This window comes from Aequorivita echinoideorum, from assembly GCF_018476645.1.
Taxonomy (GTDB): Bacteria; Bacteroidota; Bacteroidia; order Flavobacteriales; family Flavobacteriaceae; genus Aequorivita; species Aequorivita echinoideorum.
Genome location: NZ_JAHCTB010000003.1, coordinates 410,720 through 429,468, shown reverse-complemented (window position 1 = coordinate 429,468; position 18,749 = coordinate 410,720). Strand labels below are relative to the sequence as shown.

Below are 18,749 nucleotides of genomic sequence, written 5' to 3'. Positions count from 1 at the left end.
TGTGATTTGGTATGTTAAACTTCCGGTGCGTCGGGAATACTGGGTTCCACGAGCCTTTTCAATTTATCCAAAGACTCCTGCCAGCCCAAATAACATAGCTCTGCCGGGATTGCCTCTGGAATGCCTTCCTGGGTAATGTTCAATTCGGTGCCACAGGAAACCTTTTTAAACTTCACTGTAGTTATCATTTTGCCCGGCAGGTTTTCGTCATCAAATTGATCTGTATATTTTATAAGTTCGTTCGGCACGATCTCCAGATATTCCCCACCAAAGGAGTGGGAACTGCCCGTTGAGAAATTGGTGAAGGACATTTTATATTTTCCCCCAATCGTGGCATCCATATTATGGACCTTGCACAAGAAGCCATAAGGTGGAATCCAAGCCGCCATGGCATCTGCATCGGTAAAGGCTTTAAACAATTTTTCAGGTGGCACCGGTAAAATACGATGCAGGCTTACGCTATTGTTTTTCATCATTGCTGTTTTAAAATGTTACGTAGTGTAAAGGTGCAAAGACTTTTGGCAATTGCAACTGTTTGAAAATGACAAATATGGGGTGATTTGCGACAAAATAGTTTTTATCTTTATAGAAAAGCAATATCACTATTATGAACATTTCCATTCTGGTACCGGAGCACTCTGTCATGCAGGCAGTGGCAGACCCGCAGTATCTCTTTTCAACCGTGAACCAATTTGAAATAAATAAGGGAAGGGAGCCCATTTTCAATATTCAATTGGTAGGGCAAAAAAAACAAGTGAAAATAAACGACGGGCTTTTTTCGGTTAGGCCCACCCATTTGTTACAGGAAGTGAAGCAGACCGATTTAATCATAATCCCGGCGTTGTTCGGGGATATGCGGAAAGCTATCGTTAGTAATAAATCGGCATTGCCTTGGATTAAGAAGCACTACAAAAATGGGGCAGAAGTAGCGTCCTTGTGCTTGGGTGCCTTTTTGTTGGCTTCCACAGGACTGTTGGACGGAAAAAAATGTTCGACCCATTGGGGATTTCAGAATGAGTTCAGGGAATTATTTCCACAGGTTGAGGTGATGGAGGGGAGCATCATCACAGAGGAACAGGGTATTTATTCCAGTGGTGGTGCCCATTCATACTGGAATCTGCTCTTGCATTTGGTTGAAAAGTATACGGACAGGGAAACCGCGATATTGGCCTCAAAATATTTTGCCATTGATATGGATAGGGAGAGCCAGACGGCATTTGCGATGTTCCAAGGACAGAAAAACCATACCGATGACGCCGTGCTGAAGGCGCAGGGATTTATTGAGCAACACGTGGAAGCTAAAATATGCGTGGAGGATTTGACCGAATTGGTAAGCGTGGGCAGAAGAAGTTTTGAGCGCAGATTTAAGGCCGCCACCAACAATACGGTCTTGGAATATATACAAAGAATAAAGGTGGAAGCTGCCAAAAGAGGGTTTGAGAACAGCCGAAAAAATATGAATGAAATTATGTATGAGGTAGGTTATACCGATACGAAGGCTTTCAGAAACGTTTTTAAGAAAAATACGGGTCTCACGCCCACGGAGTATCGGAATAAATATAACAAAATGGCAGTATGAGGTTTTGAATTGGGAATTTGAATTCAAAGGATAGCGGTAAAAAAGTGCATTAAGAAGGTTATGCTGAGCGTGAATTTGATTTGATTGCAATAATTTGTAACGCTATCAATCAAAGAGCGTTAAAGAGAATTAAAATGCGGCGGCAATTTTTGTATGGGTTTCTATCTTTAAGTATTCAATAACCAAAAAAACTTGAAAAATGAAAAATTTAGAAGCATTATTTGAACATCAGTTGCAGGATCTTTACAGCGCGGAAGACCAATTGACAAAGGCATTGCCGAAAATGGTAAAGAATGCTGGGGATTCAAAATTGAAAAAGGCCTTTGAGGACCATTTGGAGGAAACCAAAGGACACAAAAAGCGTTTGGAAGAAATTTGCAAGGAGCTATCCATCAAGCCGGAGGGCGAAAAATGCAAAGCGATGGAAGGATTGATAAAAGAGGCGGAAGGATTTCTTGATGAGGTGGATGATGATGATGTAAAACACGCAGGGATGATTGCCGAGGCCCAACGTGTGGAGCACTATGAAATTTCTGGATATGGAACGGCGGTGCGGTATGCAAAGGAACTGGGCCACGTCAGCATTGCGAAAAAACTTCAAGAAACGCTGGATGAAGAATACAATGCGGACGAAAACTTGAACGATCTTGCCGAGGATCGATTGAACAAAAAAGCAAAGTAACGATTGTTTCTATTTTTATTTAAAAAAAGAACCCTTGGATGTATTTCCAAGGGTTTTTTATATTGAATATTTCCGAATTCTTATTACTTCTTTTTCTTTTTATCGGGATTCTGCTTATCGGATTTGGGTACGGGCTGTTCCCTTTTCTCTTTTTTTGGATCTTTTTCTACCTCACCATATTGGTTTTGGTCCCTTTTTTTTCCGAAGCCGTCTTCTGTTTCTGCCATAGCTTTATATTTTATAATTTATATTGAAAATGTAATTATTTAAATTTCAATTTACTGAAAATTAAGCTAATTATTTCTTTTATTTTTTGCGCGAAAGTTTGAAGGTTGCACGCCGTATTCCTCTTTAAAAATTTTAGAGAAATAACTTTTGCTGGTAAGACCTACCTTAAAGATTATTTCAGAAATGGATTGATCTGTATTCACCAGTAAATCCTTTGCCAAGTCCAGCCGGGTGTCAAATACATATTGGTGAACGGTTTTATTGTAAAGGTCCTTGAATCCCTGTTGAAGTTTTAACGGGTTGAGGCCAGTTAATTTTATCAACTCTGGCATAGCTTTATAGGTTGCTATATTATCCTTCACATAATCTGCTGCTATCTTTATTTGTTCCATTTCCTTCCTGCGTAAAATATGCCGCTGATTACAATCGTTCAAGTCATCCAGATATTGGGACAATTGTTGCACAAGCGTTTGGTATGCCACGCTTTCCATATTTATAAGGTTAATGAAAGTACAATCCCGGTGATCTTCCACGGTCTTAAATAGATCGGTCATACGCAGACTATAATCCCCTTCGTAATAAAAGGATGTTTCTGCTTCCACGTCTTCAAAGAGTTTTTTTAAGGAAATATTCATATCATCCTTATCAAAACTGTTATTGCGCTGGAATTTCTTTCTATCTATTTCCAGACTGAAAATACTGGTAGGGGTCTCTTTTTTAAACCGAAGAATATGTCCGTTTTTATCCTCGCTTGCCACGATGGCATTCTGGAAACGATTTAATTTATGAGGCGTATTTTTATTGGCAAATCTATGGTATAGTTCCCCTTCCAGGAGATAGATAAATTTTAGGGGATGGACTTCATTTACCGTAAAACGTATTTCAGTCTCATCTTTAAATGCGCAATTGTACTGGATTATACCCAGCCCGCCGTCAAAGTTGACTCCTTTGATAGTTCCGCTACCGATATTATGGGGTACGTTAAGAATGTATTCTCCCTTTTCTTTATAATAGTCCGTTTCAAATTCGTTTGCTATATCCCTTATAACTTCATCCAAAGGGAGGGAAGTAACTTTATATATCTGCATGTAGTTGGTTGGTTTCAGGTAAAATTAGAAATTATATATATGCGCCTATAACTCGATTGCTTCAGGCATTAACACTATCTCATAATTTGAAAGATCAGCACCGCGGATTTAGTCTGGTTGTATCTGAAATCAATTTGTAATGGGATAAGCCTAAACGTGTTGAAGTGAAATTGGAAGAATCAATCCAATTATAAAAAAATTCCATTGTGGCATACAGCGGCTATCATTCTTTTTAGATTTGCGAAACAACCGGGCGGAAATGTGTGAGACTTGGGATTTTAAAAGGCTGGTTCCACCGGGGCATTACCGTGCATTTTGTTGCATGCTGTCCCTAGCTTTTAAGTTTGAAGGAACGATTTGCTGGGAATCTCAATTTTTGAATCTTCAAAATACCAATAATTAAACTATTATGATAAAATTCTTTAAGGAAAATAAATTGCCCATCATTGGCGGTCTGGTTTCTACCTTATTTATAGGGCTTGCCGTGTTCGTACTGGGTAATATTTCCGGTTACGAAGCCAAGCACCTAATCTCGAGCTCACTTTCCGGAATCAATATGTTGTGCAATACGGTGGTACTTGCTTCGGCAACCATCCTCGCGCTATTGTTGACACTCTTGGGGATAAGCTCCGGAACGGATAACAAATTAAAGGAAGCCCATTACCAGCAGGTGCTTACTATTGCTAAATTTGATACCATATTATTTATTATGGCATTGATACTGTTCCAACTTTTCAACATTCCCATCACGGAGGCGGAGTCTGTACCTACCTCTTGGTTTACCACAATCTATTGGTCTACGCTGTTTATCTCATCCATTTTAAGCGGTATGCTTATTACCGTTCTTCTTCTGCTGTATACAACTGTAACCAATATTATCTGGATAGTTGGAATGCGAAAGGACCATCCGTTGATTTCTACGGAAGAAGATAAAACAGATAAATAAAATTGGGATATCTGTTATTGATAGAATACAATAAAACGGCGAGAGGGAGTAAATAGGTGCACAGTGAAAAGGACGATTCCACAAAGGACGGGTTCAAAAAGGATCATTAAAAGAATGCGGATAATACCTATTTGCATTTAAATTTCAGGGAAATAAGGTATTAACGAAAGAATATTTAATATAAGCGGTTTGTCGACAAAATATCCCGCTTAACGAAATTCGGTATTGTGTAAGTTGTTTCTTTCAATATTATTGTACATTTGATTCAATACTCCCCACATATATCCCCTTACTATTAAATTTGAATTATGAAAGTATTATTCTATAGTATTGGATTGCTGGTATTTACGTGTGGGGTTTCTGCCCAGAATGAAAGCACAGTCAACCAGAACGGCACCAATGATGCCGTTGTATATCAATTGGGGAACGAGAATGACAGTGATGTAAACCAAAATGGATTGGGCAATTTTGGTGGTGTCATCCAGTTGGGAGCATCCAATGTTTTAACATTGGACCAGATTGGAGATGGTAATGACGGCGGTATGGCGCAGATTGGGAATAACAACAGTGCAACGCTTTCCCAGTTAGAAGATGCCAATTCAAATAATTCCGTTCAATTGGGAAATAGAAATTTTTCCATAGCAGAGCAGACTGGAGATGGCAATATTGGTATTTTACTTCAATTGGGGAACAGGCACGATTCTGAAAGTTATCAGTTTGGAAATTTGAACAGCAGTACTGTTTTTCAAATAGGTGTCTTTAATGAATCCAACGGAAACCAAGAGGGAGATTTGAATCGTCTCAACACCACACAAAATGGACTTCGCAATTTTTCGGAAGTGAACCAAGAGGGGGATGGCAATCAATCTGACGTAGCTCAAAATGGGACTAATAATGTGTCAACTGTCTGGCAGGGTTATATAGGAAACAATAATAGGAGTATGGTCTCACAATTCGGGATGCAGAACTACAATTATTCTTTCCAAAAGGGAAATGAAAACATAAGCGATAGCAGTCAGGATGGTTTTGATAATTATTCTTGGGTGGGCCAATGGGGCAACAGGAATGATAGCTTCGTCAACCAATCCGGAAATAACAATGCCTCCGATGTTTTTCAGGGCCGCACCAATGGGGACGACCATGTGAGCCTTGTTACGCAAACTGGAAATAGTAATACTTCCTACGTTTACCAAAATTTGTATGGTAATTATTCCCGTGTGGAACAGATTGGGAATAATAATACAGCACGCGTCCGTCAGAATTATACAGGTGGTCAGTAACCAGTTTAAAATATATGTAAAAAACCCATCCTTAAAGGATGGGTTTTTTATTATGGATGCTATTGCATCAAATGAAAATAAAATAGTTATTACCCATTACACCTGTGATTAATTTATTGTTGTAGAATGTTTTAAAAACAAATGTTTTGCTGACAATGTAGGATATTTGAATAATAAGTGTCCCTTGAAACAACAATCTGATTTTAACATAAATTTAACATAAATTAACAAGGGTTCCTTTTCGTGCAGTTCAACGATAAAATCACTTGGCACAACTTTTCTTACAAAAACTATTAACAAGTATATTCCTACATTTTTAGAGTATAAGTTTTCCTACAGATTATAACAGTTTGGTAGTTTGGAAAAAAGTAGGATATTTGAAATGTGAAAGGGAAATAACAAACTCCAATCACATACTCCTCAAAAAATTTATCCCCTTAGATTTTTGACAGACTGAATAGTTTGCAATTTTTAAAATAAATTCATTTACCAATATAGTTTGGCTGAATGATTTTAAATGTATCCCCACAATTATTTTATCAAGAACAATTTAGGTATTGTTCTTCATGCAAGCGTAAGCTGGCAATCGAAGTATGAATATTTTAACCAAATATAGTTTTTAACCAAATATTAATCTTTAATTTATTTTTATGAAAAAAGTAGTGTTAAGCGCAGCAGCGCTAATGATTGGAGCGGTTGTTTTTGCTCAAGACAACACGAGTCAAGTGGATCAAAGCGGTACAACAAACGTTGCAACTGTAGATCAACAAGGTTTGGAGAACAATTCTAAAGTTCACCAAGCTGGAAATGTGAGTGCAATTAGTGGTGTAAGTAATGAAGCTACGGTTGATCAGGACGGAGAGCGTAATGACTCTTATGTATGGCAAAATGGTGATAACAATACTAGTACTGTTATGCAAGATGGTGATGATAACATTGCCAAGGTAGAAGTGGGAGGTTTGACATCGACTAATGGCCAAGCGCAAGATAACGTTTCTTCTATTGATCAAGATGGAGATGACAACGATGCTTATCAAAGACAACAGTATGACAACAACGATGCCTCAATGGTGCAAAACGGAAATGGAAACATTTCTGACCAATATCAAGACAGTGCTCCCGATGGTTCTGCTGGAAATACGGCTGTGGGTGCACAGGTTGGAGATGATAATACTTTGTATCAAGAGCAAGATGGACATAATAACACTGCCACTTCTACTCAAGGAACTACAGGAAGTTTTTTGGGATTTCCTTTATACGAATCTTATGGTGGAATTGTTGAGCAAATACAAGATGGAGACGGTAACAGCGCCACTGCTAGTCAAGAAAATTCTTCCAATGAAATTTATCAGACGCAAATTGGAGATAACAACACTGCAACAGCAAATCAAAACATTGGCTTAGCTGGTGGTTTTGGTGTTAACTACATTGAGCAAATACAAGATGGAAACGGCAATACTGCCTCAGCAAACCAAAGTGGTGTAGTCGGAATGTTTAACGATATCTATCAAGAACAAGATGGAAATGGCAATACTGCAACCGCTACACAATCTGGATTAATTGGTACAGCAAATGATGTAGACCAATATCAGGATGGTGACGGAAATACTGCAACGGCTACACAAGGTGGTGTTGGTGGAACCCAAAATGTTATTGACCAAGACCAGATAGGTGATAACAACGATGCTACCGCATCTCAGCTAGGTGATCTTAACGAAGCAGTACAGTATCAAGAAGGTAACAGTAACGAGGCGATTTCATCACAAACAGGAACTGACAATTTTGTTGATCAGAACCAAACTGGTGGAAATAATTACGCAAATTCTTTACAAAACGGATCTGCCAATTCGAGCTTGATTACTCAGAACGGAAACAGTCATCAAGCTTGGGATATCCAAACTGGGGGTAATAACTCAGCCATTACAAACCAGACCGGGACTTCTCATTGGAGCCAGAATACACAGAATGGTACTGGTAACTCTATAACAGTTAATCAGTCAAACTAATTTTTTCAGAGTTAATCATTCCAAATATTTTGAAAATGCAAGTTCAAGGAGGGAAAGATTTTTCCCTCCTTTTTTATAAATATTATAATTTTGAAAAAATAATTTTCAAATTTGAAATCAATGGAAGTATTTTATCATTCCGCTAAATCATTTCCATCTAAAATGCTTATATTTCCTATAAAATTTAGAATTATGAAAAATAAAATCTTTTTTAGCATTGTTCTATTTTTTATTTGTCTCAATATGGTTGGTCAAACCTATAAAAATGGAGATGCTAACGCCGAATTTGAAAGTTTTGAAAACAAGTCTGCCGAAATAAAATTTTTGGCCGAACAAAACTCACAGAATGTTCAAAGAAATTCTATTTCGGGTGAGGCGAATAATAGTGTTTTTATAAATCAAATTGGAACAAATAATCAGGCTATTGTAAATACACAAACCAACTCGAGTGATATTAATATAGCACAAAACGGGGTGAACAACGAAGTTTTTTTGAATGTTTCGGGAGAACGGATTGAAGAAACCATTGTTCAAAACGGAAATAGTAACCGTTACTTTCATGTAAATCCGTTTCGGGTTAATTATCAGGCCACTCAAATTCTACAAAATGGAAATAATCAAAATATTGAATGGTTTGGAGGGAATTCTATTTCAGAAAGATTGAAAATCTCAATGCAAGGTGAGTCCAAATCAATGATTATAAGAAGTTATAATTAACGAATTAAATGGTTCGTCAAATTAAACATAATTTTGTTTTAACTATTTTTGTGTTACTTTTTTCCTTTGACTCCATTGCGCAATTTTACAATAAGGAGATTGAAGCGAAGATTGACGTTGAAAACAATATTGAATTTATTCAAATTACGGGAACTGCTCTCAATAAATCTGAAATTAGTGAAAGTTTAAGATTTGAATTATCCGTCTTTAGGGATAGTGGAAATTTAAATGAGAATATAACGAAAGATAGTCAAGGTGGGAGGATTGTTATTGAGCCTTTAGAAAAACTACAATTGGCCACGACTATTATTAATGCGGATGACCCTGATAAAGTTACTGTTTTACTTTTGATATATGATTTGGATGACAATATAAAAGGTAAGGATCGAATAGTCTTTAAAAACGGAGAGGTTTTCATAGAGGCTATACCCGAAAAGGAAAACATAGCTGAGGTAGATAACTCTGATGATGTTGATAATAAAAATAAAGATGGAATTATTTTGCGTGGTATTGTTGTAGAAGATACCAAGACCAAACCGGGAAGGGATTTTTACAATATGTTCTATTCATCATATAGTCTAAATAATATCAATGGTGAAAAAATTATTGTAATAAAGGAAGTTTTAGCCTTGGGCACAAATACCAAAATTGAAATTCTGATAGATGATAAATCTATTTTTGAATTTTTCGCAAGACCAAATAATGAATATTTAAAATCTATGTCAGATTTTTCAATTAGAAAAGTATATGAGTATTTTCAAAGACAGAAAAAACAAAAAGATATAGTTCGCCAATATTAAATTTTATCATGAAAGCTATATTTACTTTTTTTGTTTTTTTCATTTCAATTGCAAGCTTTGGGCAGCAATTGGTATACAAAGCGATAAATCCCGCTTTTGGTGGCGAAACTTTCAATCATCAATGGTTGCTAAACGCTGCTAATGCCCAGAATTCTTTTAAAGATCCCGATGCTGCTAGCAATAACAATAGGTCTACTATTGATCAATTTGCGGAAAGCCTAAATAGGCAATTGCTGAGTCAAATATCCCGTTCACTTTTGGGTTCACAACTTGAGGGGGGGCTTGAACCGGGAACATTTAATTTTGGCTCGTTATCTTTAGAGGTATTTGAATCTGGAGATGGCTTAGTCATAAATATTTTAGATACTTCAACGGGTGAAGAAACACAAATTATTGTCCCAAATCCTTAATTTAATGCTTTTTTTTAGACGGATTTTTTTACTTCTCTTATTAGGATTTAACTTAAATAGTTGTGGAACCTATTTTAATCAACCTATTCAACAACAAAACGCCAGAATTGGTGAATTGACTCCAAAAAGCACTGTACTTCAAGAGTTTCCTTTGCCAATTGAGCCAGTTGTAGTTGGTGTCTACAACTTCAAGGATCAAACTGGTCAGTACAAAAGCGTGGAAAATGGGAGTACTTTCAGTACGGCCGTTTCACAGGGTGCCACAACTATGCTTGTAAAAGCCTTAGAAGATTCCAAGTGGTTTACACCTATAGAGCGCGAAAACTTAGGCAATCTTTTAAACGAGCGAAATATTATTCGAACTACGCGCGAAGAATACAGGAAGAATAATAATCCGAACGAACCAAATTTACCGCCTTTACTGTATGCAGGAGTTCTATTAGAAGGGGGCATTATCTCATATGATTCAAATATTGTAACTGGTGGATTGGGTGCTAGATATTTCGGCGTTGGCGGATCCACACAATATAGAGAAGATAGAATAACGGTTTATTTAAGGGCTGTATCTACATCTAATGGGAAAATACTTAAAACAGTTTATGTTTCAAAGACTATTCTATCCCAGGCAGTTAATGCAAGTTTATTTAGATATGTAAATTTTCAAAGGCTTCTGGAGGTTGAAACAGGATTCACTAAGAATGAACCTGTACAATTGGCAATGAAAGATGCTATAGAAAAATCAGTTGAAGCATTAATTATTGAGGGTATTGAAGATAAGTTATGGAGTACTAAAGATGGTGAGCAAACAAATAAAGCTTTAATAGAAGTATATCAAAAAGAAAAAAAATTAGAAGAGGCGACACTTTTATATGATAGAGAACAAACTCCGAAAGATTTTCAAAACGTATTTTCTGCTATGGGTAGTGCTCCGCTTTTAAATGGAGATTATTCGAAGAAGCGATTGGGATTGAGTTATGGTTTGGGTTATTCAAGAAAAATCACCAGTAATTTAGATTTATCACTCAAGGCTAATCATCTAACTTTAGAAGGTGGTAATACTTATTCCAAAGATTTTGTTGAAGCTTCCTTAAATGCTGATATATTTATATTACCATATGAAAAATTTACTCCGTACGTATATGGAGGTGTAGGATATTTGTTTGATCTTGATGAGAGACAGAATGCTATACGAAAAATAAACCCTGTATTTAAATTACAGGTTGGTGCTGGTTTGCTTTTTTTAGTTTCTAGCAGAGTAGGAATAAAAGCATTTGCTGAAAATAATTTCACATTTAGTGATGAGTTAGATCTAGCGGTAAATGGAAAGCGTGATGATTTTTATTATAATTTTGGTATAGGTTTAAATTATTATTTTGGTCGTAGTTCAACCGTGAAGATACTTGATACTGGCACAAAAACTCTTGAATGATGAATAACGTTATAAGAATTATACTTTCGTGTTTTTTTATTTATGCTCTTCAATCCTGTTCAGAAGATGGTATAGATGAGACTGGCACAGGCTCACTAGTCGGAACCGTTGTAAGTTCTGGAAATAATACACCATTGGCAAATGTAAAAATTACTACTACTCCATCATCTACTACTGTATTTACGAATGACCAAGGAAAATTTGCTATTGATCAAATTGCTGCTGGAGAGTATTCCGTCCAAGCAGAATTAGATGATTTCCAAACTGCCTTTGAGGGTACTACTATAACCATTGGCAATACCTCAAATGTTGTGTTTGAGTTAGATATTTCAACCGCAAACAACCGTCCACCAAGTACGCCCATATTAATTTCGCCGGAGGATAATGAAATCCTTGAAAATATAGAGGCAAATTTTATTTGGTCCTCCAGTGATCCCGATGATGATGTTCTTAGCTACACCCTAGAATTAAGAAATGGAAACAATAACGAAATTCAACGTTTTGAGAATATAACGGATACAACTTTTACGGTATCGCCTTTAACTATTGGGACAAAATATTTTTGGCAAATTATAGCTACCGATAACATCAACGATCCTGTGGGAAGTGCCGTGAGCGCTTTCGAAGTAACGAGTTCCCCAACAGAAAATAGATTTCTCTTTGTTCGAAATATAAATGGGAATAATGTTATCTTTTCTGCAAACGAGGATGGGGATGAATTTCAGCTTACAGATAGCAATACCAATAGTTTTAGACCTCGCAGAAATGTGGCGGCTGGAAAGATTGCGTATTTCCAGACCTCGGGCTCCCAAATTGATATTTTTACCATGAACCGTGACGGAACGGAAAAAACTAAAATCACTTCCAGCGTTCGGCCCAATGGTTTCAATTTAAGTGAAATAGGTTTTTCCTGGCCCGCAAATAGTGACAAAATTTATTTCCCAAACTTCAATCGTCTCTACAGCATCAACACCAATGGACAAGGGTTGACGCAGATTTATGAAACTACTGATGGGTCACTGATATCTGAAGTAAGTGTAAGCCAGAACAATAATATGATCGCATTAAAAACGAATGATATTAATGGGTATAATGTAGAAATTTTTACGATTGATATGAGTGGAACTCTGCTCCAGACTATTTTAACTGGAGTGGCAGGTGCGGCTAGCGGATTAAACTTATCAGCAACAAACCAAAGAATTATGTATGCACGAGATGTTTCAGGATTTGAGGACGCATCTGGAGCTTACCGAAGATTTGATTCCCGACTCTTCATTTACGAATTTACAAGCGGAGTAGAAAATGAGGTTTCATATCAAAAACCGGGTGGAACCAATGATCTTGAACCTAGGTTTTCGCCTAATGAGGCAGAAATAATTTTTACAAATACTTCAAATGATGGTATTTCCCAGCGAAACGTTTTTAAAATTGTTATTGAAGATGATGACAGCAGGGAATTACTTTTTGAAAATGCCTTCAACCCAGACTGGGAATAACCAAATATCAACAAACTGAAAAGCCCACCTTTGTGGGCTTTTTTTTAATGCGTACTTTTGCCAATCAACACGAAGATATGAGCCAGGAAATTTCAAAAAGATATGCGCAGCGCGGTGTTTCTGCCGGGAAGGAAGATGTGCACAATGCCATAAAAAATGTGGATAAAGGCCTTTTTCCCCAAGCTTTTTGTAAGATAGTTCCAGATTATCTATCCGGAGATAGCGATTATTGCGTGATAATGCACGCCGATGGAGCCGGCACCAAATCATCACTTGCCTATATGTACTGGAAGGAGACTGGAGATATTTCAGTTTGGAAAGGCATTGCCCAAGACGCCTTAATAATGAATATTGATGATTTGCTTTGCGTTGGCGCAGTAGATTCCATTATGCTTTCCTCAACAATAGGAAGGAATAAAAATTTGATTCCTGGCGAAGTTATTTCAGCTATAATCAACGGGACCGAGGAATTGATTTCGGATCTGGGAAAATTTGGAATTAATATATTTTCAACTGGTGGCGAAACGGCGGACGTTGGCGATTTGGTTCGCACCATCATTGTAGATTCCACGGTGACCGCACGGATGAAAAGAGTGGATGTTATTGACAATAAGAATATTAAATCTGGTGATGTGATTGTTGGTCTGGCATCCTTTGGCCAGGCTACCTATGAGAAGGAATATAATGGTGGAATGGGCAGCAATGGTTTGACGTCTGCACGGCATGATGTTTTCAATTCTTATTTGGCAGAAAAATACCCTGAAAGTTTTGATGCTGCCGTGCCGAAGGATTTGGTTTATTCCGGTTCAAAAAAGTTGACGGATTTTGTAGAGAACAGTCCGCTGGATGCCGGTAAATTGGTGCTTTCACCTACGCGAACGTATGCTCCTATTATAAAAGCAATCCTTCAGGAATATTCCAATAAGGATATTCACGGAATGGTGCACTGCAGTGGCGGCGCGCAGACCAAAATTCTTCATTTCATTGAAAATCTTCATATAATAAAAGATAATTTATTTGAAGTGCCTCCACTTTTTAAATTGATTCAGCAGGAGAGCAAGACCGAATGGAAGGAGATGTATCAAGTATTTAATATGGGGCATAGAATGGAGCTCTATATACCTTCAGAAATTGCAGGGAATATTATTGCCATTTCAAAATCTTTCAATATAGATGCGAAAATTATCGGAAGGGTTGAAGCTTCAGATGAAAAAAGGCTTACCATAAAAAGTGAGTTTGGCGAATTCAATTATTGAAATTTTGACACTGGATTTGGCAGATTTTTTTCGGTTAAAAAATTGTAAATTTGCACCCATTATAAAATCAATATGCTAGACAGACTCCAAATAATAAAGCAACGTTTTGACGAGGTAAGTGATCTTATCATTCAGCCCGATATTATTAGCGACCAAAAGCGCTACATTGAGTTGAATAAGGAATATAAGGATCTGCGGGTATTGATGGATAAGCGCAGTGAATATATTGCATTGAACGATAATATTAAAGAGGCCGAAGAAATAATTGCGGATGGCAGCGATGCCGAAATGGTGGATATGGCAAAACTTCAGTTGGAGGAAGCAAAAACCAGGCTTCCGCAATTGGAAGAAGAAATTAAATTCTTATTGGTGCCAAAGGATCCCGAAGATGCGAAAAATGCAGTTATGGAAATACGTGCCGGGACCGGCGGTGATGAGGCCAGTATTTTTGCGGGAGATTTGTTTAGAATGTACACAAAATATTGCGAAGGAAAAGGCTGGAGAACCAATGTGATTGATTTTAATGAAGGAACCAGCGGCGGTTTTAAGGAGGTACAGTTAGAAATAGAAGGCGAGGACGTTTATGGAACGTTGAAATTTGAAGCTGGCGTTCACCGTGTTCAACGTGTTCCCCAAACTGAAACCCAAGGAAGGGTTCATACCAGTGCCGCAACGGTAATGGTTTTTCCGGAAGCTGAGGAATTTGATATTGAGATTAACCCGAAAGATGTGCGGATTGACTTTTTCTGCTCTTCTGGTCCAGGGGGACAATCTGTAAATACTACATACTCCGCAGTGCGGTTGACTCACGTTCCTACCGGGATTGTTGCGCAGTGCCAAGATCAAAAATCCCAACATAAAAACAAGGAAAAGGCATTTAGGGTGCTACGTTCCCGATTGTATGATATGGAACTTGCGAAAAAACAAGCTGAGGATGCACTCAAGCGTGGATCCATGGTTACGAGTGGCGACCGAAGCGCAAAGATTAGAACCTACAATTATCCGCAAGGCCGGGTAACCGATCACCGTATAAATCTTACGCTTTACAATCTTGGCAATATCATGAATGGTGATGTGCAGGAAATTATTGATGAACTTCAATTGGTGAGCAATACTGAAAAGCTTAAAGAAACGGGCGAGACCTTCTAAAAATATCCAAATTTAAATTATGGAAATAACGCAACTCATTTCAGAAATAAAAAGAAAAAAATCATTTCTGTGTGTTGGGTTGGATGTGGATATGGAAAAGATTCCAGCGCATTTGTTGGAAGAAGAGGATCCTATTTTTGCATTCAATAAAGCTATTATTGATGCCACACATCGCTTTGCGGTGGCCTATAAACCGAATACTGCATTTTACGAAGCTTATGGTTTAAAAGGTTGGGAAGCGCTTCAGAAAACTATTGATTATTTAAACACAAATTTTCCAGAAATCTTTACTATTGCAGATGCCAAGCGCGGCGATATTGGCAATACTTCGTCCATGTATGCCAAAGCATTTTTTGAAGATTTGGGTTTTGATTCTGTTACGGTTGCACCCTATATGGGTAAGGATTCGGTTGAACCTTTTTTGAAATTTGAAAATAAGCATACTATTTTATTGGCATTGACCAGCAATGAAGGCGCTTTTGATTTTCAAACAAAAAAAATGGATGGATTGGAAACTTACAAAAATGTATTGCAAGTATCCAAAACTTGGGTCAATAGCCGGAATTTAATGTATGTGGTTGGCGCCACAAAAGCCGAATATTTGCGGGATATCCGTGACATTATTCCCGAGAGTTTTTTACTGGTACCGGGCGTTGGGGCTCAAGGCGGTAGTTTGGCAGATGTTTGTAAATACGGTATTACTGCAGACATTGGTTTATTGATAAATTCTTCCCGTGGAATTATCTATGCTTCAAATAAAGATGATTTTGCTGAAAAGGCTACTCAGGAGGCTTCTTCTATGCAAATGCAAATGGAGGAAATAATCAATGGACTTTAAAGACCAACTTCAAAGAACTGTTTCTCTTAAAAACACACCCGCTAGAATAGTATCATTGGTGCCTTCGCAAACCGAACTATTAGTTGATTTGGGGCTACGTGATCGTATTGTGGGTATTACTAAATTCTGCGTACATCCTAAAAATCTTCGGGAGAGTGCGGTTGTAGTAGGCGGAACAAAATCAGTCCATATTGATAAAATCGAAGAATTAAATCCAGATATTATAATTTGCAACAAAGAGGAAAATACCGCGGAAATGGTTGCTGAGCTTGAGGAAATAGCAACGGTTTGGGTAAGCGATATAATTTCAATAGAAGATAGTTTTGATATGATTTTGAAACTGGGTGAAATTTTCGATGTGTCAGATAATGCCAAGAAACTAGTATCAAATTTGATTCAAAAACGTGATGAATTTTACGACTTTATCAAAAATAGACCTTCATTAAAAGTTTTTTATCTTATTTGGAAGAATCCATATATGTGTGTAGGAGATGGAACTTTCATTAATACCATTTTGGAATTAAATAATTTTGAGAATCTAGGAAAACGGTTTGATACAAGGTATCCAGAAATCTCGGAAGATAATTTTCAAACAGCAGATATTATTTTTTTATCAACTGAACCATATCCATTTAAGGAAGAAGATGTTCAAATATTTCAAAAAAACTTAAATGTAAATGTGAAATTGGTGAATGGAGAATACTTTAGTTGGTATGGGTCTAGGTTGCTAGATGCTTTCAATTATTTTAAGCAATTACACGCTTAAAATTATCCTTCCGAAGAGTTAAAGGATAACATTTTTATTTCTCGAAAAATCCTATCTGCCTCTTTATGAACTTTTTCACTTTTCTCTGGATGGTTGAGGGACAGATTGTATGATTTTTTCATCAACTGCGTGTAACGCTCTTTGAGCTGTTCAAGTTTGCTTTTATTTTTGAACCAATTTCCCATTGCTATCCATTTATTTATTGAAGCAAAATTATATTTATTGTATTAAAAGCTGTATTAACAGTTGGTTAATTGTATTTTAAAGATTTCAAAATGTGGGATGTTTAGTCCTGGAGGGCAAAAACTTGGCGCAAAAGGGTGGTTGTCCTAGCATTAATATTTGAACGGATGTTATTTTCCTCAACGCTGATCATCTTAAACACCCCATCTAATGCCTGCTTGGTTACGTAATCTGTAAGATCAGGATTTACTTTATTAACAAATGGCACCGCATTGTATCTGGTTATAATATTTGACCAAATCTGGTCCGCACCAACTTTCGAAAATGACTTTTTTATTTCAGGATTGAATTTATTGTAAAGTTGTTGGGTAGTTCTTTGTTCCAAATAATTTGTGGCTGCATTATCTGGACCAAGAAGAATATTTTTTGCATCGGTGAATGTTATTTCCCGAACGGCATTAACAAAAATTGGCGTGGATTCTTTTACGGCATTTTCAGCGGCTCGGTTAAGAGCTTTTAATCCCTCGTCAGCTAAGCTTGAAAGACCGATACTTCTCAGGGTGTTGTCCACTTCCTGCAATTCAGCAGGCAAAAGAATTTTTACTAACTGATTTTTATAAAACCCGTCAGTTTCAGTAAGCTTTGTAACCTGTTTGTCAATCCCTAGATTCAATGCCTGTTTTAGTCCCCTAGCGATTGTATTTTGGTCTAAGCCGATTCCTGACTGGTTTGGGAGTGTGTTCACTACCTGTTGAAGTTCGGAACAAGATATAGTAGCGATTGCTATAGCGGTGAAAAAAATCTTTTTAAGAAACATAATAGAATTGAAATGTGTAAACCAAAGATAAAAAAAGCCCCTTCAAAATGAAGAGGCTAAGTAAATTATTATATATAAAAATTATTTGATAACTTTTACTGTTTTTGAAGCGTTACCGATAGTAACATTCACAAGGTAAGCTCCTGAAGTTAAGCCGCTCATATCCACTTTAGGTGAAATAGCATTTGGCTGTGCAGAAAGAACTTGTTTTCCAAGAATATCATAAACAACTACAGAGTCAACAGCAGCTTTTGAGCTGATGTTCAAAATGTCTTTAACAGGGTTTGGATATACACTGAAAGCGTCCGCTGAGAAATCGTTAGTTCCTAATACTTCATCATCAAAAAGAACATCATCAATATAATATTCGTTATTTGGGTCAATAGCAAAGAAATCAATTCCTCCCAAAACATTCTCATCATCAAATAGTTGTGATGGAATTTCATCACCAGCGACAGTCATTGTCCATAAACCAGCATCAACATTAAATGTTATATCAACTGGGAACCATTGATCTTCAGGGTAAGTCCAAGTGTAAATAGGATCTGCATCATCAATATTTCCATAAGCACCACCAAGTCCAGGTGCACCACTAGCGCTTTGGGCATTATTAAATACTAAATTTGGAGAGTTGAATATTCCTTGATTACCAGTAGTTGTACTAGTTCCGGCACCACCATTAGCAGTTGTAGTTCCTTGGAAATTGAAATATCCAGATTTCCCTGCAGGAATATACATTTGAAATCTTAAATAGTAGGTACCCGAAGTTCTATTTCCTAATAACAATAATGCATCTTGAGGACCACCGTTAGGCACATCTCCAGGTCCTATAACCCCGGATTGTGTACCAGAATTGGCGAAAGCTGTTTGGATAATTAGATCCTCTGCTCCGGCATCTCCGCTCCAACTAGACCAATGATCTTCATGAACAGGCCCTAATGAATAACTTTCTAAGTCATCATTAATGATTTGGGCATTAGATGAAAAAGCAAATGCCCCTAAAGCAAATGCCAATAAGTAAATTTTTTTCATAATGTTAAGTTTTAAATTGTTTAATATTGATGACGCAATATACAAAA

20 protein-coding genes are annotated in these 18,749 nt (G+C 37.1%); 14 read left to right on the top strand and 6 right to left on the bottom strand.

Annotated features, from left to right (window positions below; translation table 11 throughout):
• Window positions 1-14 precede the first annotated feature (14 nt).
• Window positions 15-473, bottom strand: coding sequence for an SRPBCC family protein (locus KIV10_RS08875; RefSeq protein ID WP_214113152.1), 459 nt, complete (start codon window positions 471-473; stop codon window positions 15-17).
• Window positions 474-607: 134 nt separating this feature from the next.
• Here KIV10_RS08875 and KIV10_RS08870 point away from each other — a divergent pair, with 134 nt between their 5' ends.
• Together KIV10_RS08870 and KIV10_RS08865 are read left to right on the top strand one after the other, a co-directional pair.
• A complete protein-coding gene (locus KIV10_RS08870; protein ID WP_214113151.1) occupies window positions 608-1,579 on the top strand; it encodes a GlxA family transcriptional regulator in 972 nt (323 codons plus the stop codon).
• A 199-nt stretch (window positions 1,580-1,778) separates the two neighbouring features.
• The gene (locus KIV10_RS08865) at window positions 1,779-2,261 is read left to right on the top strand and encodes a YciE/YciF ferroxidase family protein (protein WP_214113150.1); all 483 of its coding nucleotides are present in this window, start codon (window positions 1,779-1,781) and stop codon (window positions 2,259-2,261) included.
• Window positions 2,262-2,344: 83 nt separating this feature from the next.
• Here the strand turns inward: KIV10_RS08865 and KIV10_RS08860 are convergent, their stop codons facing one another.
• Entirely contained in the window at window positions 2,345-2,488 is a 144-nt protein-coding gene (locus KIV10_RS08860; RefSeq protein ID WP_214113149.1) for a hypothetical protein, read from the bottom strand.
• Between the two features lie 66 nt (window positions 2,489-2,554).
• A complete protein-coding gene (locus tag KIV10_RS08855) occupies window positions 2,555-3,577 on the bottom strand; it encodes a helix-turn-helix domain-containing protein (protein ID WP_214113148.1) in 1,023 nt (340 codons plus the stop codon).
• A gap of 409 nt (window positions 3,578-3,986) precedes the next feature.
• On the opposite strand from KIV10_RS08855, the gene KIV10_RS08850 reads away from it, so the two are divergent.
• The 12 genes from KIV10_RS08850 (at window position 3,987) to KIV10_RS08795 (ending at window position 16,670) form a co-directional block, all read left to right on the top strand.
• Complete coding sequence (locus KIV10_RS08850) at window positions 3,987-4,523, top strand: hypothetical protein (RefSeq protein WP_214113147.1); 537 nt, start codon at window positions 3,987-3,989, stop codon at window positions 4,521-4,523.
• 308 nt (window positions 4,524-4,831) lie between these two features.
• Window positions 4,832-5,803 (top strand): hypothetical protein, encoded by a 972-nt coding sequence (locus KIV10_RS08845; RefSeq protein ID WP_214113146.1) that lies wholly within the window; start codon window positions 4,832-4,834, stop codon window positions 5,801-5,803.
• 650 nt (window positions 5,804-6,453) lie between these two features.
• A complete protein-coding gene (locus tag KIV10_RS08840; RefSeq protein ID WP_214113145.1) occupies window positions 6,454-7,809 on the top strand; it encodes a hypothetical protein in 1,356 nt (451 codons plus the stop codon).
• A gap of 111 nt (window positions 7,810-7,920) precedes the next feature.
• Complete coding sequence (locus tag KIV10_RS08835; protein WP_214113144.1) at window positions 7,921-8,526, top strand: curlin repeat-containing protein; 606 nt, start codon at window positions 7,921-7,923, stop codon at window positions 8,524-8,526.
• An 8-nt stretch (window positions 8,527-8,534) separates the two neighbouring features.
• Window positions 8,535-9,326, top strand: a complete 792-nt coding sequence (locus KIV10_RS08830; RefSeq protein ID WP_214113143.1) for a CsgE family curli-type amyloid fiber assembly protein — start codon at window positions 8,535-8,537, stop codon at window positions 9,324-9,326.
• Window positions 9,327-9,334: 8 nt separating this feature from the next.
• On the top strand, window positions 9,335-9,736 hold the full coding sequence (locus KIV10_RS08825; protein ID WP_214113142.1) for a curli production assembly/transport component CsgF: 402 nt from the start codon (window positions 9,335-9,337) through the stop codon (window positions 9,734-9,736).
• A gap of 4 nt (window positions 9,737-9,740) precedes the next feature.
• Complete coding sequence (locus tag KIV10_RS08820; protein ID WP_214113141.1) at window positions 9,741-11,165, top strand: CsgG/HfaB family protein; 1,425 nt, start codon at window positions 9,741-9,743, stop codon at window positions 11,163-11,165.
• A complete protein-coding gene (locus tag KIV10_RS08815) occupies window positions 11,165-12,661 on the top strand; it encodes a carboxypeptidase-like regulatory domain-containing protein (RefSeq protein ID WP_214113140.1) in 1,497 nt (498 codons plus the stop codon). Before KIV10_RS08820 ends, KIV10_RS08815 begins: the two co-directional genes overlap by 1 nt.
• 77 nt (window positions 12,662-12,738) lie before the next feature.
• Window positions 12,739-13,917: an AIR synthase related protein gene (locus KIV10_RS08810; RefSeq protein ID WP_214113221.1), complete on the top strand. Its 1,179-nt coding sequence runs from the start codon at window positions 12,739-12,741 to the stop codon at window positions 13,915-13,917.
• Between the two features lie 72 nt (window positions 13,918-13,989).
• A complete protein-coding gene (gene prfA / locus KIV10_RS08805) occupies window positions 13,990-15,066 on the top strand; it encodes a peptide chain release factor 1 (RefSeq protein WP_214113139.1) in 1,077 nt (358 codons plus the stop codon).
• 19 nt (window positions 15,067-15,085) lie between these two features.
• Complete coding sequence (gene pyrF, locus KIV10_RS08800; RefSeq protein WP_214113138.1) at window positions 15,086-15,904, top strand: orotidine-5'-phosphate decarboxylase; 819 nt, start codon at window positions 15,086-15,088, stop codon at window positions 15,902-15,904.
• Window positions 15,894-16,670 carry an ABC transporter substrate-binding protein gene (locus tag KIV10_RS08795; protein WP_214113137.1) on the top strand — a complete coding sequence of 259 codons (777 nt, stop codon included), beginning with the start codon at window positions 15,894-15,896 and terminating at the stop codon, window positions 16,668-16,670. The genes pyrF and KIV10_RS08795 overlap by 11 nt, the downstream gene beginning before the upstream one ends.
• 2 nt (window positions 16,671-16,672) lie before the next feature.
• Here KIV10_RS08795 and KIV10_RS08790 read toward each other — a convergent pair whose 3' ends face one another.
• The 3 genes from KIV10_RS08790 to KIV10_RS08780 form a co-directional block, all read right to left on the bottom strand.
• A complete protein-coding gene (locus KIV10_RS08790; RefSeq protein ID WP_214113136.1) occupies window positions 16,673-16,855 on the bottom strand; it encodes a Lacal_2735 family protein in 183 nt (60 codons plus the stop codon).
• A gap of 101 nt (window positions 16,856-16,956) precedes the next feature.
• Complete coding sequence (locus tag KIV10_RS08785; RefSeq protein WP_214113135.1) at window positions 16,957-17,670, bottom strand: DUF4197 domain-containing protein; 714 nt, start codon at window positions 17,668-17,670, stop codon at window positions 16,957-16,959.
• Between the two features lie 81 nt (window positions 17,671-17,751).
• Window positions 17,752-18,702, bottom strand: coding sequence for a T9SS type A sorting domain-containing protein (locus KIV10_RS08780; protein ID WP_214113134.1), 951 nt, complete (start codon window positions 18,700-18,702; stop codon window positions 17,752-17,754).
• Between the last annotated feature and the right edge of the window lie 47 nt (window positions 18,703-18,749).